Source organism: Streptomyces sp. rh34 (assembly GCF_002551245.1).
Classification (GTDB): Bacteria; Actinomycetota; Actinomycetes; order Streptomycetales; family Streptomycetaceae; genus Streptomyces.
The window spans coordinates 1-14348 of record NZ_NTGZ01000190.1; the positions used below are offsets into that span (position 1 = coordinate 1).

11 protein-coding genes, 1 tRNA gene and 3 pseudogenes are annotated in these 14348 nt (G+C 71.0%); 10 read left to right on the forward strand and 5 right to left on the reverse strand.

The window, feature by feature from the left end:
• Together CR470_RS27450 and CR470_RS27455 are read right to left on the reverse strand one after the other, a co-directional pair.
• A pseudogene (locus CR470_RS27450) lies at positions 1-977 on the reverse strand (SUKH-4 family immunity protein); the annotation flags it as partial.
• 5 nt (positions 978-982) lie between these two features.
• A complete protein-coding gene (locus CR470_RS27455) occupies positions 983-1960 on the reverse strand; it encodes an SMI1/KNR4 family protein (RefSeq protein ID WP_097870203.1) in 978 nt (325 codons plus the stop codon).
• Between the two features lie 235 nt (positions 1961-2195).
• Here CR470_RS27455 and CR470_RS27460 point away from each other — a divergent pair, with 235 nt between their 5' ends.
• Both CR470_RS27460 and CR470_RS27465 read left to right on the forward strand, forming a co-directional pair.
• Positions 2196-2720, forward strand: coding sequence for a YwqJ-related putative deaminase (locus CR470_RS27460; RefSeq protein WP_030086269.1), 525 nt, complete (start codon positions 2196-2198; stop codon positions 2718-2720).
• Positions 2721-2730: 10 nt separating this feature from the next.
• A complete protein-coding gene (locus CR470_RS27465; protein WP_097870204.1) occupies positions 2731-3231 on the forward strand; it encodes an SUKH-3 domain-containing protein in 501 nt (166 codons plus the stop codon).
• Positions 3232-3457: 226 nt separating this feature from the next.
• Here the strand turns inward: CR470_RS27465 and CR470_RS27470 are convergent.
• Both CR470_RS27470 and CR470_RS27475 read right to left on the reverse strand, forming a co-directional pair.
• Positions 3458-3931: pseudogene (locus tag CR470_RS27470) on the reverse strand (sensor histidine kinase); the annotation flags it as partial.
• 152 nt (positions 3932-4083) lie between these two features.
• Positions 4084-4938, reverse strand: a pseudogene (locus CR470_RS27475) (sensor histidine kinase); the annotation flags it as partial.
• Between the two features lie 156 nt (positions 4939-5094).
• Here CR470_RS27475 and CR470_RS27480 point away from each other — a divergent pair.
• The 8 genes from CR470_RS27480 to CR470_RS27515 all read left to right on the forward strand — a co-directional run bounded on the left by CR470_RS27480 (position 5095) and on the right by CR470_RS27515 (position 11338).
• Positions 5095-5778: a hypothetical protein gene (locus CR470_RS27480; protein WP_097870205.1), complete on the forward strand. Its 684-nt coding sequence runs from the start codon at positions 5095-5097 to the stop codon at positions 5776-5778.
• Between the two features lie 6 nt (positions 5779-5784).
• Positions 5785-5855 (forward strand) — tRNA-Gln (locus CR470_RS27485).
• 108 nt (positions 5856-5963) lie between these two features.
• Positions 5964-7412, forward strand: a complete 1449-nt coding sequence (gene glmU / locus CR470_RS27490) for a bifunctional UDP-N-acetylglucosamine diphosphorylase/glucosamine-1-phosphate N-acetyltransferase GlmU (RefSeq protein ID WP_097870206.1) — start codon at positions 5964-5966, stop codon at positions 7410-7412.
• Positions 7413-7531: 119 nt separating this feature from the next.
• The gene (locus CR470_RS27495) at positions 7532-8509 is read left to right on the forward strand and encodes a ribose-phosphate diphosphokinase (RefSeq protein ID WP_097870207.1); all 978 of its coding nucleotides are present in this window, start codon (positions 7532-7534) and stop codon (positions 8507-8509) included.
• Positions 8510-8716: 207 nt separating this feature from the next.
• The gene (locus CR470_RS27500; protein ID WP_097870208.1) at positions 8717-9304 is read left to right on the forward strand and encodes a 50S ribosomal protein L25/general stress protein Ctc; all 588 of its coding nucleotides are present in this window, start codon (positions 8717-8719) and stop codon (positions 9302-9304) included.
• Positions 9305-9416: 112 nt separating this feature from the next.
• Positions 9417-10010, forward strand: coding sequence for an aminoacyl-tRNA hydrolase (gene pth, locus CR470_RS27505; RefSeq protein ID WP_097870209.1), 594 nt, complete (start codon positions 9417-9419; stop codon positions 10008-10010).
• 39 nt (positions 10011-10049) lie between these two features.
• Entirely contained in the window at positions 10050-10493 is a 444-nt protein-coding gene (locus CR470_RS27510) for a hypothetical protein (protein WP_097870210.1), read from the forward strand.
• Positions 10494-10678: 185 nt separating this feature from the next.
• Positions 10679-11338, forward strand: coding sequence for an LPXTG cell wall anchor domain-containing protein (locus CR470_RS27515; protein ID WP_097870211.1), 660 nt, complete (start codon positions 10679-10681; stop codon positions 11336-11338).
• A gap of 176 nt (positions 11339-11514) precedes the next feature.
• On the opposite strand, the gene ppc is transcribed toward CR470_RS27515, so the two are convergent.
• On the reverse strand, positions 11515-14244 hold the full coding sequence (gene ppc / locus CR470_RS27520) for a phosphoenolpyruvate carboxylase (protein ID WP_097870212.1): 2730 nt from the start codon (positions 14242-14244) through the stop codon (positions 11515-11517).
• Between the last annotated feature and the right edge of the window lie 104 nt (positions 14245-14348).

Consider the following 14348-nt stretch of genomic DNA (forward strand, 5'->3'; position numbering starts at 1 on the left):
AGGGGCGGCATCCCGGGAACCCCCGGCGCACCGGGCGGCGGCGGGGCCGACGCACCGCCCCCGCGAGCCCCGCGCGGCGGCACGACGGCCTTGCTGGTGGCCGCGTCCGCGATGTCGCCGGACGGTCCCGGAGGGCCCTGATCCGGCCGAAGCGCCTGCGCCACCTGCGTACGCGGCAGCTGACTGCCCCCGGACATCAGGGCGGTGGGCGCCTCCGCCGGGACGACCGGCGGCGGGGCCCCCTCGTCGTCCGTGCCCGACAACGGCGGCGCGAACACCGTCGCGGGCAGCGGGACGGCCCCGTCGTCGGAGTCGGAGTTGGTGTCCGTACCCGCCCAGGGGGTCGCCCCGGCGGGCACACCCTCGGAGGCCGTGGGCTCGTGGGCGTCGCCACCGCCGGCGGCGGGCCACGACGCGGCGGAGCCCCCGGCGGAAACCGGAGAGGGAGCCGGCGGCACGTCCGCGCCGACGGAGGACGCAGGGACGGGCCCGGACTCGGGCCCCGACTCCGGCGCCGGCTCGTGAACAGGAGCGGCAGCAGGCGCACCGGAAGCAGCCGCGGACGCCTCCTCCGACTCCCGCCGCTCCGCACGATGATCCGGAATCCCCAGCTTGTCCGCCGCCTCCTGGAGCCACTCCGGCGGCGTCAACAGGAACGACGTCTGGTTCAGATCAACCCGCCGCGGCGGCTCGGGAGCGGCGACCGGCGCACCGGCCGGAGCCCCGTACTCCTCCTCGTACCGCCGGATCACCTCACCCACCGGCAGCCCCGGCCACAACGTCGCCTCACCACTGTCCCGCGCGATCACCAGCCGTTGACGGCCCCCGTCCGACACGGGGCCCTCCGGCCGGTCCTCGGCCCACACCACGAACCCCAGCTCGAACTCACGGACCCGCACCTCACGGTGCTGGTACGCGGGCACGTCACCGTTGACCCACTCGTCCGCCCGCTCCTGCGCCTGCGCGAAAGTCACCACCGCGCTCACCCCTCCACCGGGACGGCGCGCGCGAAGCCACCGTCCACCATCAGGTTCGCCACGGTCTCCAGCTCCGGCGGATTGCCCGCCAGCCGCTGGAGGAAGGCGTCGAAGTCCGCACCGCAGGGCAGCAACAGCCGCTCCACACGCTCCTGGACACTCCAGCCGTCCTGGTCCCGGGCATCGTCGTACGGGCAGAACCACACCGAACCGAGATCCTGGCCGCGCACCTTCACCGCGAGAATCCCGCCCTGGACGAACGCGACGCCCAGGTAGTCCTTGGTGAAGTGGTCCCGCAGGCACTTGTTCACGTACACCAGATCGTTCATCGCGGCCTCGTCACGCACCGTGAAGAACGGCTGGTCCACCAGCAGCCCCAGCTCCGCGTCCAGCGCCGCGCCCACCGGGGCCGAACCGCCCGCCGCCTTCAGGAACGAGCGGTACGCGCCGGGCAGCCGGAAGCCGAGGTCCTCCTCGACGCCCTGAACCTGCTGCTCGCTCACCGCGGCCGCCCCCTTGGGCAGCCGGAAGTGCGTCGGACGGGTCTCCTGCAACGGACGGGTGCCGCGCCGGTTCTGATCCACGTCCGTACCCGCCAGACCTCCGTGATGGCGCAGCAGCGCCTTCACCTCGACCGGCACCAGCTCCATCCGCCGGCCGCCCGGCACGTGGTGCCAGGTCCAGCCGTGCGGGGTCGCCACCGCGGGAATCGTGTCCCACAGGTCATGACCGCTCGCCGCCAACGCCGCGTTCGCCGACACGTAGTCGGTGAGGCGCAGCTCATCGATGCCGAAGCCCGGGGGCGGATCGGCGATCTCGGCGGCGGCACGCGCGTACGGCGAAAGAACCGGGTGGCCGCTCCCGTCCATCCGCACCCCTCCGGGGTGGCGGGACGCCCGGACCGGGTCCGGGAAGTTCACGACCTGCCCGGCGTAGGCGGCGTTCGGTGGCGCGGCTTGCTGCCCGAGCCGACCTGTCGTCATGGCTGATGCCCCCTGCTGCGTCCGGTGTTCCGCACAGCCTAAGCGGTGGGGCACCAGGGGGTCCCGTCCCGCCGGAACCGTCACGAACGGTCACATTCGCGTGACGGTGAGACGACGGTCCCGCACCTTCGGGCGACACGCAGACACGTTTCCCCGCCCCAGCTTCCCCACCACCTGGCACATTTGGCAGGCTGTCCCCGCAACTCGGGGGATTGCAGGGAGGGACGACAGCACGATGCATTCCACACAAACCGTCACATCAGGGGATCCGCGACTCACCTGGAGCAGCACCGAGACCAGCCGTACGCCCCGACTGATCCACCGCCGCGACGGGATCCTCCCCGCCGTGGCCGCCGCACTGTCCGTCCGCGGCGAGACGCTGACCTGCACCGCGGGCAAGGGGGACCAGCCACCGGTGCTGCACCCGCTCGTCCAGGACTTCCTCGACACCCTCACCAGCGGCCAGCGCGAACGCTTCACCGGCCGCTGCCCCGAAGCCATACTGCTCTCCCGCCAGCTCACCGCCGCCGAGAGCGGGCGCTCCAAACGCGCCCAGCGAAAACCCCTGACCAACGGGGAGGCGCGCCGCGCGCTCAAGCACTCCCGGCTCACCGCCCGCCGCATCCGCGAGGACGGCGACCCCCTCCACGGCAGCTACGCACCACCCTGCCGGTCCTGCTCCGCACTCCTGTCCCACTTCGGCGTACGCCCCGTCGACCTGACCTCCACCGGCGCCGCGACCACCGCCGAGAAGGGCTGACCGCCCACCGATGCACGACCGCCAGCAGCACTCCACCACCCGCTTCCCCGTCGCCGTCGACGCCGCCCTGCGCGAAGCGGGCTGGCAGCCCGGGCGCTGGGACATCCGCCAGGCGGAGGAATGGGCCGACGCGCTGCGCTCCCACGCCTCCCCGGCCGGCCACCAGCACGCCGTCTTCCCGGCCGCGGTCGAGGCCTGGGCCGAGTTCGGCGGCCTCCACATCACCGCCTCCGCGCCCGGCCGCCACATCGCGCCCGCCGCGGTACGCATCGACCCGCTCAGCGGCCTCCACCTGGCCCGGACGCTCGGGGACCTCGGCCGCGCCCTGGAAACGGAGGTCAGCCCGCTCGGGGCGGAGGGCGAGGAGCAGGCGGTCCTGGCGATCGACGTGGAGGGCCGGGTGTACAGCGTCGACCACACGGGTGACTGGTTCCTGGGCCAGGACATCGACGAGGCACTGGCGACCCTGGTCACCGGCACCCAGCCGGCCCGCCTGACCTCGTCGTCCTGACCCCCACAGGACGAGCACCCCCCAGCTCGTCCGGCGTTCGAGGACGGAACCGTCGCTCGGGACGAACCGGCACCATCGCTTCCCGGACACGGAAGGGTCGCCGCTCCCCGCAGCCAGGGTTCCGTCCTCAAACGCCGGACAGGCTGAAATGGGCGGGCCCGCACACGCCGGACAGGCTGAAAACGGGCGACCCTCAAGCGGGCGACGTCTGAGGCAGGCGCCCACCTCAGGCGTCGCCCGAGCCGTCCGGAAGCACCGCCGAAACCCGGAAGCCCCCCGCGTCCGTCGGACCGGACACGAACACGCCCCCCAGCCCCAGCACCCGCTCCCGCATCCCCACCAGCCCGTTCCCCCCGCTCGGCAGCCCCGCATCCGCCGCCGCCGCGTCCGAGAGACCGTTCTCCACCTGCATCGCGACCTCGGCCTCCCGATGCGCGAGCCGTACCCACGTCTTCGCGCCCGCCGCGTGCTTGTGCACGTTCGTCAACGCCTCCTGCACCACCCGGAACGCCGTCTGCTCGACCTCCGGCGGATACGGCCGCGGCTCACCGTCCACCGACAGCTCCACCGTCATCCCCGCCTGCCGTGACTGCGCCACCAACGCCTCCAGCTCATGCAGCCGGGGCCCGTCCTCGGACGCGGCGGCGGCAGCGGCCGCGACGGCCGCCTGCCGCACCGACGCCAGCGGAACCGCCCCCGCCCCGGCCCCCGCGGCCGCAGGCGCGGTCAGCGCTGTCTCTTATACACATCTCTGATGGCGCGAGGGAGGCGTGNTCTGCCTTGCCAGCCCGCTCAGAGATGTGTATAAGAGACAGGCACCGACGCCAGCGGACCCGCCCCCGCCCCGGCCCCCGCGGCCGCAGGCGCGGTCAGCGCGTCCCCGCTGCGCAGCACCCCGAGCATCTCGCGCAACTCCGTCAGCGCCTGCCGGCCCATGTCCCCGACCAGCGCCGCGTTGCGCACCGCCTTCGCCGGGTCCTTCGGCGCGACGGCCTGCAGGGCGGCGGCGTGGACCACCATCAGGCTCACCCGGTGGGCGACCACGTCGTGCATCTCCCGGGCGATCCGTGTCCGCTCCTCCGTACGCGCCCACTCGGCCCGCTCCTCGGCCCGGTCCGCGAGCAGCGACAGCTCCCGCTCCAGCGAATCGGCCCGCTCCCGCAAGCTCTCCATCAGACGGCGTCTGGCCCCTATGTAGAGGCCGAGCAGCACGGACGGGGCCGTGAGCCCCACCGCCATGAAGACGGACATCAGCGGGACATACCAGTCCCCCGGCCCGAAATCCGTCTGCTCCGCCACGCTCTGCCGCAGCCGTACCCAGGTGACGACGAACGTCCCCACCAGCGCCATCCCCGCCAGCACGACGGTGATCCGGCGCGGCACCTCGGACGCCGCCAGCGTGTAGAGGCCCACGAGGGCCATCAGGAAACCCATCTCGGCGGGCGTCATCGCGATCGTCACGAGCACCACGGCGATCGGCCACCGCCGACGCACCAACAGCACCGAACCCGCCAGCAGTCCGAACACCACACCCACCGGCACCGGTATCCCGGTGTTCCGGGCGAACTCCACCCCCTCCAGGCCACACTCCAGCGCCGATACCAGCGCCAGTCCCACGTCCAGGGCGACACCGCGTCGCCGCTCCCACCACCAGTAGCCGCGGGTGGTCGATCCCGCCGCTTCCCGGTCTGCCCCCGTTGCGGTCATGGCATCCAGCCTACGGGCGGACGCATCTCATTTTCGGGTGACCGCCAACAGCACGTTCCGCGTTCGAACAAGCACGAAACACATGCCGATCGCCTGAAATGGCGAATCGACCGCGCTTTCGACCCGGACGTTCGCATTCCGGACGACGATCCCCGTATGACGGAAACCACAAACAAGTACGCCGACTTCGAGGGCCTGCGCGAGCGGGCGGTCGCGCTGCGCCGGGAGGGGCTCAGCCGCCGCCAGATCCGCGACCGGCTCCACGTCGACGACAACGACATCCTCAACCGACTCCTGGAGGGAGAGCCCGCACCGGAGTGGACGAAGCGGCCCCGCGCCAAGGACGACGTACGGGCCAAAGCCCGGGAGCTGCGGCTCCAGGGCATGACGTACGACCAGATCCAGGTGGAACTGGGCTGCTCGAAGAGTTCGATCTCGCTGTGGGTGCGGGACCTGCCGAAACCGGTACGCCAGCGGACCCGGGAGGAGTCCTCCGCCATCGGGCGGCGTGGCTGGGAAGCGACACTCCAGCGGCGGGACGCCGAGCGCCGGGCAGCAAAGCAGAAGGCCGCAGACGAGATCGGCATCATGACCGATCGCGAGCTCTTCTTACTGGGCGTCGGCCTCTACTGGGCGGAAGGCTCCAAGTCCAAGCCGTACCGCACCCAGGAGCGGGTCACGTTCGTCAACAGCGACCCCGGCATGAACGTCGGCGAAAACTATCGGGGCTGCCTCGCGGTACGTGTCCTGAAAAGCGCCGAGCTGTACCGTCGCATCGAGGGCTCCTGGTGCGGCATAGTAGGTGCTGCAAAAAGAGCCGATCAAGAGAATCGGACATAACGCCCATCCCGGGTCGTCTAAGGGCAAGACGTCAGATTTTGGATCTGATCATGAGGGTTCGAGTCCTTCCCCGGGAGCAGCGCACGCGGGCCCCGACCCCACCGGTCGGGGCCCGCCCCCGTTTCGCCCGGAAACACCCCCGGTATCCTGCGGATGACCACCACCCGAAGCCGAAGGGCACATCCGTGAGCGCAACCAGCCCGGCAGCCGTCGTCGTCCTCGCAGCGGGTGAGGGCACCCGCATGAAGTCGAAGACACCCAAGGTTCTGCACGAGATCTCCGGGCGCTCGCTCGTCGGACATGTCGTCGCCGCCGCCCGTGAGCTGGACCCCCAGCATCTCGTCGTGGTCGTCGGCCATGCGAGCGAGCAGGTCACCGCGCACCTGAACGCCGGCGACGCCCCCGTGCGCACCGCGTTCCAGGCCGAGCAGAACGGGACCGGGCACGCCGTCCGCATGGGTCTCGAGGAGCTGGGCGGGAGCGTCGAGGGCACCGTGATCGTCGTCTGCGGCGACACCCCCCTGCTGTCCGGTGAGACGCTCGGCGCGCTCGCCGCCACCCACGCCGCCGACGCCAACGCGGTCACCGTCCTGAGCGCCGAGGTCCCGGACTCCACCGGCTACGGGCGCATCGTGCGCGACCCGGCCACCGGTGCGGTCACCGAGATCGTCGAGCACAAGGACGCCACCGACGAGCAGCGGGCGATCCGGGAGATCAACTCCGGGGTGTTCGCGTTCGACGGGCGGCTGTTGGGCGAGGCGCTGGGCAAGGTGCGCACCGACAACAGCCAGGGCGAGGAGTACCTCACCGACGTGCTGTCCATCCTGCGCGAGGCCGGGCACCGGGTCGGGGCGTCGGTGGCGGGCGACCACCGGGAGATCCTCGGCATCAACAACCGGCTCCAGTTGGCGCAGGCGCGCCGGCTGCTGAACGAGCGGCTGCTGGAGCGGGCGATGCTCGCGGGTGTGACCGTGGTGGACCCGTCGTCCACGCTGATCGACGCGACGGTGACGTACGAGCGGGACGCGGTCGTGCACCCGGGGACGCAGCTGCTGGGGACGACGCACCTCGCGGAGGACAGCGAGGTGGGGCCGAACTCGCGGATCGAGGACACCGTCGTCGGCGCCGGGGCCCGGGTGGACAACTCCGTGACGGATTCGGCCGAGGTCGGGGCGGGGGCGCTGGTCGGCCCGTACGCCTATCTGCGGCCGGGCACGCGGCTGGGGACGAAGGCCAAGGCCGGTACGTACGTGGAGATGAAGAACGCCACGATCGGGGAGGGGACCAAGGTCCCGCATCTGAGTTACGTCGGCGACGCGACGATCGGCGACCACACCAACATCGGTGCGGCGAGCGTCTTCGTGAACTACGACGGCGTCGCCAAGCACCACACGACGATCGGCTCCCACTGCCGTACCGGTTCGGACAATATGTTTGTGGCGCCCGTCACGGTCGGGGACGGCGTCTACACCGCCGCCGGATCGGTCATCACCAAGGACGTGCCCGCAGGTTCCCTGGCCGTGGCGCGGGGCCAGCAGCGGAATATCGAGGGTTGGGTGGCCCGGAAGCGGCCGGGCAGCGCGGCCGCGCAGGCCGCTCAGGCGTCGTCGCGGGAGACCGACGGGCAAAGCTGACCGGAAACAGGTGCGCCGGTGACGGCGTACCGTGATAGATGCTCACCCATTTCGGCTGGCTCGTTGCACATCGGGACCTATGCGTGCAGCGCCAGATACACGTCTGAGGAGACTGTGCTGTGACCGGGATCAAGACGACCGGCGAGAAGAAACTGATGCTCTTCTCCGGCCGCGCCCACCCCGAGCTTGCCGAGGAGGTCGCCCATCAGCTGGGAGTCGGTCTCGTGCCGACGAAGGCCTTCGATTTCGCCAACGGTGAGATCTACGTGCGCTTCCAGGAGTCGGCACGTGGCGCGGACTGCTTCCTGATCCAGAGCCACACGGCTCCGATCAACAAGTGGATCATGGAGCAGTTGATCATGCTGGACGCGCTGAAGCGCGCGTCGGCCCGCTCGATCACGGTGATCGTGCCGTTCTACGGGTATGCCCGTCAGGACAAGAAGCACCGTGGTCGTGAGCCGATCTCGGCCCGTCTGGTGGCGGACCTGATGAAGGCGGCGGGTGCGGACCGGATTCTCACCGTCGATCTGCACACGGACCAGATCCAGGGCTTCTTCGACGGCCCGGTGGACCACCTGTTCGCACTGCCGATCCTGGCGGACTACGTGGGCGCGAAGGTCGACCGTTCCAAGCTGACGATCGTGTCGCCGGACGCGGGCCGTGTGCGGGTCGCCGACCGCTGGTGCGACCGGCTGGACGCGCCGCTGGCGATCGTGCACAAGCGCCGCGACAAGGACGTGCCGAACCAGGTATCCGTCCACGAGGTCGTGGGCAACGTCGAGGGCCGGGTCTGTGTGCTGGTCGACGACATGATCGACACCGGTGGCACGATCTGCGCCGCCGCGGACGCGCTGTTCGCGCACGGTGCGGAGGACGTCATCGTGACGGCGACGCACGGGGTGCTGTCGGGTCCGGCGGCGGACCGGCTGAAGAATTCGAAGGTGAGCGAGTTCGTGTTCACGGACACGCTGCCGACGCCGGGTGAGCTGGAGCTGGACAAGATCACGGTGCTCTCGATCGCGCCGACGATCGCGCGTGCGGTGCGTGAGGTGTTCGAGGACGGTTCGGTGACGAGCCTCTTCGAGGAGCAGGGCTGACAGCAGTGACGATCACCCTGTGGTGATCCACTTTGGGGTGCGGCCTCCCCGCCGGGTAGACTCAGCGAGTTGCTCGGCGAGGGAGGCCGTACCTGTGTGTACGGCGGTCCGTTATCGACGCGCTCTTCGTAGCAGGCCTGTCGTGGGCCGGGTGACCGTTCGTGTTCCGTCTCCCGACGGCTCACCCACCTGACGAGGAGTGCAACCATGGCTGAGATCAAGCTCGCCACCGAGGTCCGTACCGAGTTCGGCAAGGGCGCCGCCCGCCGTGTGCGTCGTGCCAACCGCGTTCCCGCGGTCGTCTACGGCCACGGTGCCGAGCCGGTCCACGTCACGCTGCCGGGCCACGAGCTGCTGCTGGCGCTGCGTACGGCCAACGTGCTGATCGGTCTGGAGATCGACGGCAAGGACACGCTGGTCATCCCCAAGGCGGTGCAGCGTCACCCCCTCCGCAGCACCATCGAGCACGTCGACCTGCTGACCGTGAAGCGCGGCGAGAAGGTCAACGTCGAGATCGCGGTGCACGCCGAGGGCGACCTGGCGCCGGGCGCCAACCTGCTCGAGTTCGTGCTGAACACGCTGCTCGTCGAGGCCGAGGCCACCCACATCCCCGAGTCCGTGACGGTCTCCGTCGCGGGTCTGGACGCCGGTGACTCGATCCAGGCCAAGGACATCACGCTGCCGAAGGGCTCCGTGCTCGCCGGTGACGAGGACGCGATCGTGATCCAGGTCGTCGCCGCGCAGGCCGAGGAGCCGTCCGCGGACGCGGCCGGCGAGGCCGCCGCCGAGGCCTGAGCCTCATCGCTCACCGTTCCACCTGCTTGACTGACGGGGTGGTGGTTCCCTTCCGGGAGCCGCCGCCCCGTTTGCCTGCCATCCCCCCTGCGTGCGAGGAGACCGAGCGCTGATGTCCGACGCCACCGACCCCTGGCTCATCGTGGGCCTGGGCAATCCCGGTCCCGACTACGCGGCGAACCGGCACAACGTCGGGTTCATGGTCGCCGATCTGCTGGCGGAGCGGATCGGCGGCAAGTTCAAGCGGGCGCAGAAGGCGCAGGCGCAGGTCGTGGAGGGGCGGGTGGGTCCGCCGGGTCCGGCGAGCCGCCGGGTGATCCTGGTGAAGCCGATGTCGTACATGAATCTGTCGGGCGGGCCGGTGACGGCGCTGCGGGACTTCTACAAGGTGCCGACGGATCACGTCGTGGCGGTCCATGACGAGCTGGACGTCGATTACGGGATGCTGCGGCTGAAGCTGGGCGGCGGTGACAACGGGCACAACGGGCTGAAGTCGATGACGAAGGCGATGGGTCCGGACTATCACCGGGTGCGGTTCGGGATCGGGCGGCCGCCGGGTCGGATGCAGGTCGCGGATTTCGTGCTGAAGGACTTCTCGTCGACCGAGCGCAAGGAGCTGGCGTTCCTGGTGGACCGGTCGGCGGACGCGGTGGAGTGTCTGCTGGCGGAGGGGTTGGAGCGGGCGCAGAGTGCGTACAACTCCTGAGCGTCGGCGCGGATCGGTACGTCTGTACGATCGCCGCCCATGACACATCTGCGAAGAGTTGCCGCGGCCCTGGTCATCCTGCTGCTCCTCGGCACGGGAGCCTGGGCTTCCTGGGAGTCGGCGCATCACGTTCTGCTGTCCGAGGGGCGTGAGCGGGGTGTGCTGACGGTGGCCGACTGCGGCGAGGAGAGGTGTGGTGGCCGCTATGTGCCGAGGGGCGGCGGCCCGCCTCGCGACACGGTGACGATCGGGCGCTCGGTGGCGGTGCGCGAGGGGCGGACCCTGCCGGTGGTGGTGAAGCCGGGGACGCGGGAGGCGCTGAGGGCGGGGTGGGGCGGTGGTCTGCACGCCTGGCTGCCCCTGGGCGGGGCGATGGTGCTCGCGGCCCCGTTGGCCGCGGGTGGTCTGCGGGCGACGCGGTTCGCGTGGTCGCTGGCGGGGGCGGGCGGGCTGCTCCTGGTGACGACGTTCCTGGCGTTGTGACGGGGTGTCCGGAAACGGCAGCCCTGATCGTTATGGGAGGTGGGTCGAGGACGGCTCGGTGGCGGGGTTAGTCTGCCCTCGCCCCTCTTCGAGGGCATCCTTCGACTATCAGATGGACGACTGCCCATGCGACGTTCCTTGACCACCTTCGGCGTGCTGGTCGCCGCCATGACGACGTCCTCACGGTGGCACCCCTCGCCGCTGCCACCGACGGCGATGCGGGCCACCCCACTCTCCGTCAGGAGCTGCCGCTGATAGCGGAGGGGTACTCCGGTGGGACCTGTCCGGGGGTTCCCGCCGACAAGGACGGCTGGCACTTCGTGCTTCCCGGCAACAGCGCGACCTTCACGAAGCTGACGGTGACTTTCGAGCCGGGCGGTGAACAGGTGATCACGGTCTTCGGCCCGCCCAAGGACGACCATGCCTATGCCGTTTCGGAGCCGGGCGCGAAGCTGACCGCGGTCGAGGCCGAGATCGACGGCACGGTCAAGCACGGCAAGTTCAACCTGTCGCACACCTGCCCGGCCTCGGTGACCCCGACGCCGTCGGCGACCGAGCCGACGGAAACCCCCACGGAAACCCCGACCGAGAACCCCACGGACACCCCGACCGGCACCCCGACGGACGAGCCGAGTGCAACGCCGTCGGCCACGGCCACGTCGGAGACCCCGGGCGCGACGCCGTCCGCCTCCGAAAGCACGGGCGCGGGCACGGGCACGGGCGAGGGCGACCTGGCCGAGACGGGATCCAGCGCCCCGGTGGGCATTCTGGCCGCCCTCGCTCTCGCCCTCGCGGGCGCCGGCGCCTTCCTGGTGACACGTCGCCGCCGCACGGCCCGGCAGTAGGCCGCACAGGAATGACGCCCCGTCGGCGAGCGCACCTCTTCGGCGGTGCGGCGGCCGGAGTCCGACCGGCGTCGGCCTGAGCCGCCCCTCACCGGCCCGCCGCTCCTGGTGCGCGGTGACGGCTTGAGACACACGAGTGCCCCGTCGGCCCGACGGGGCACTCGTGTGTCGGTGGGTCAGCCGGTGTTGCGGAGTCCTGCCGCGACGCCGTTGACGGTGAGCAGCAGGGCGCGGGCGAGCAGCGGGTCGGCTTCCTCGCCGCGCTCGGCGGCCTGGCGCTGGCGGGCCAGCAGCGAGACCTGGAGGTAGGAGATCGGGTCCAGGTAGGCGTCGCGGATGGCGAAGGTCTGCTGGAGCACCGGGCTGGTGCCGAGCAGTTCGGTGGAGCCGGTGACCTTGAGGACTTCCCTGACGGTGAGCGCGTGCTCGGCCTCGATGGCGTCGAAGACGTGCTTCAGCTCGTCGGGGACGAGCGTGTCGACGTAGTGCCGGGCGATGCGCAGGTCGGTCTTGGCGAGCGTCATCTCCACGTTGGAGAGGAAGTTCCGGAAGAAGTGCCAGTGCTCGTGCATCTCGTCGAGGACGGTGCCGAGTCCGGCTTCGCGCAGGGCCTTGAGGCCGGAGCCGACGCCGTACCAGCCGGGGACGATCTGGCGGGACTGGGTCCAGCCGAAGACCCACGGGATGGCCCGCAGGCCGTCGAGGGAGACGCCCGAGCCGGGGCGGCGGGAGGGCCGTGAGCCCAGGTGCAGGTCGGCGAGCTGGTCCACCGGGGTGGAGGCGAGGAAGTACGCGGGCAGGTCGGGGTCTTCGACGAGCTTGCGGTAGGCGCTGTGGGCGGCGTCGGAGACGGTGTCCATGGCCGCGTCCCAGCGGGCGAGGGCTTCGTCGGACTGGCGGGGCGCGGTGTGCAGGGCGGAGGCCTGGAGGGTGGCCGCGACGGTCAGTTCCAGGTTCTCGCGGGCGAGGGCGGGGATGAGGTACTTGTCGGAGATGACCTCGCCCTGCTCGGTCACCTTGATCTCGCCCTCCAGGGTGCCCCAGGGCTGGGCGAGGATGGCGTCGTGGGAGGGGCCGCCGCCGCGGCCGACGGTGCCGCCGCGGCCGTGGAAGAGGCGCAGGCGTACGCCGTAGCGGTGGGCGACGTCGCGGAGGCGTCGCTGGGCGCGGTGGATCTCCCACTGGGAGGTGGTGATGCCGCCGAACTTGGAGGAGTCGCTGTAGCCGAGCATGACCTCCTGGACGTCGCCGCGGAGCGAGACGAGGCGGCGGTAGGAGGGGTCGGCGAGCATCGCGTCGAGGATGACGTCGGCGGCCTTGAGCTCGTCGGTGGTCTCCAGGAGCGGGACAATGCCGATCTTGGCCCAGCCGGCGTGGAGGTCGATGAGTCCGGCCTCGCGGGCGAGGACGGCGGCGGCGAAGACGTCGTCGGCTCCCTGGCACATCGAGATGATGTAGGACTCGATGACTTCGGGGCCGAAGCGTTCGAAGGCCTGCTTGATGGTGTGGAAGACGCCGAGGGTCTTCTCGCCGGCCGCGTCGAGCGGGGCCGGGGTGGGGGCGAGCGGCCGGCGGGAGCGGAGTTCCTTGGCGAGGAGCTTCTGCCGGTAGTCGCGGGGCATGTCGGCGTAGCGCCAGGACTCCTCGCCGAGCCGGTCGAAGAGCTGGCCGAGGGCGTGGTGGTGGGCGTCGGCGTGTTCGCGTACGTCCATGGTGGCGAGCTGGAGGCCGAAGGCGGCGAGCGTGCGGATGGTGCGGTCCATCCGGCCGTCGGCGAAGAGGCCGCCCTTGTGCGCGCGCAGGGAGGTCTGGATGAGTTCCAGGTCGGCGAGGAGTTCGGCGGTGCCGAGGTAGTCGCAGCCGGGGCGGTGGGGGGTGCCTTCGGCGAGGCGCTCGCGGGTGTTGACGAGCTTCTGCCGGATGCAGGTGGCCTTGAGGCGGTAGGGCTCCTCGGCGTTCAGCCGCTTGTAGCGGGGGCTGATGCCGGGGAGGCGTTCCAGGTCGGCCTGGAGGGAGGTGAGGAGTTCCTCGGTGGCTCCGGCGTAGCGGATGGAGTTGGAGAGGAGGCCGCGGAGGTGGTCGATCATCTCCAGGGCGTCGGTGATGCCGTGTTCGTGCTGGAGGATCAGGACGTCCCAGGTGACGGACGGGGTCACGTTGGGGTTGCCGTCGCGGTCGCCGCCGATCCAGGTGCCGAAGGTGAGGGGGCGGGTGCCGGCGGGCAGTTCGACGCCGACGCGCTCCAGCTCGGCGGCGAGGTCCTCCAGGACGTCTCCGACGGCGCCCGCGTGGAGTTCGTCGAGGTAGTAGATGGCGTTGCGGGCCTCGTCGGCGGGTTCCGGGCGGACGACGCGGAGTTCGTCGGTCTGCCAGATGAGGTCGATGTTCTCGGCGAGGCGGAGGTCCAGGCGGCGGCGGTCGGCCTCGATGACCGGGGTCTCCAGGAGGGCCCCGATGCGGCGGAGCTTGTTGAGGACCGAGCGGCGGGCGGCCTCGGTGGGGTGCGCGGTGAAGACGGGCCGGACGTTGAGGTTCTTGACCGTCTCGCGGAGGTGCTCGGGGTCGGCGTCCTTGAGGCGGTCGGCGGTGCGGGCCAGCAGGCCGCCCTCGGCCGAGCGGCGGTCGCGCATCTCGTGGGCGCGGTGGACCTGCTCGGTGACGTTGGCGAGGTGGAAGTAGGTGGAGAAGGCGCGCACGAGCTGTGCGGCGGTCTCCAGGTCCGTGTCGCCGAGGAGCTCGGCGGCGGCTTCGCCGTCGGTGCGGGTCAGGGCGCGGACCCGTTCGACGAGGTCGAGGAGCTCCTGGCCCTCCTGGCGTACGAGGGTCTCGCCGAGGAGGTCGCCGAGGCGGCGGATGTCGGCGCGCAGCGCGGGGCTGGCGGCAGGGGTCTGGTCGGCACTGCTCACAGTGTGCGGCTCCTTGCAGTGAATGAGGAGGTGCGTTCGCTTCGCCGTCCCCATGGGGTGGTGGTTGGGGGCGGGTGGCGGCTGTCTCTTATACACATCTCTGA

Excerpts from the sequence above, each read along its gene's own strand:
- CR470_RS27460 (WP_030086269.1), top strand. The coding sequence starts at position 2,196 with ATGCATTCCACACAAACCGTCACATCAGGGGATCCGCGACTCACCTGG.
- pth (WP_097870209.1), top strand. The coding sequence starts at position 9,417 with ATGTCCGACGCCACCGACCCCTGGCTCATCGTGGGCCTGGGCAATCCC.
- CR470_RS27500 (WP_097870208.1), top strand. The coding sequence starts at position 8,717 with ATGGCTGAGATCAAGCTCGCCACCGAGGTCCGTACCGAGTTCGGCAAG.
- CR470_RS27510 (WP_097870210.1), top strand. The coding sequence starts at position 10,050 with ATGACACATCTGCGAAGAGTTGCCGCGGCCCTGGTCATCCTGCTGCTC.
- CR470_RS27465 (WP_097870204.1), top strand. The coding sequence starts at position 2,731 with ATGCACGACCGCCAGCAGCACTCCACCACCCGCTTCCCCGTCGCCGTC.
- CR470_RS27480 (WP_097870205.1), top strand. The coding sequence starts at position 5,095 with ATGACGGAAACCACAAACAAGTACGCCGACTTCGAGGGCCTGCGCGAG.
- CR470_RS27455 (WP_097870203.1), bottom strand. The coding sequence starts at position 1,960 with ATGACGACAGGTCGGCTCGGGCAGCAAGCCGCGCCACCGAACGCCGCC.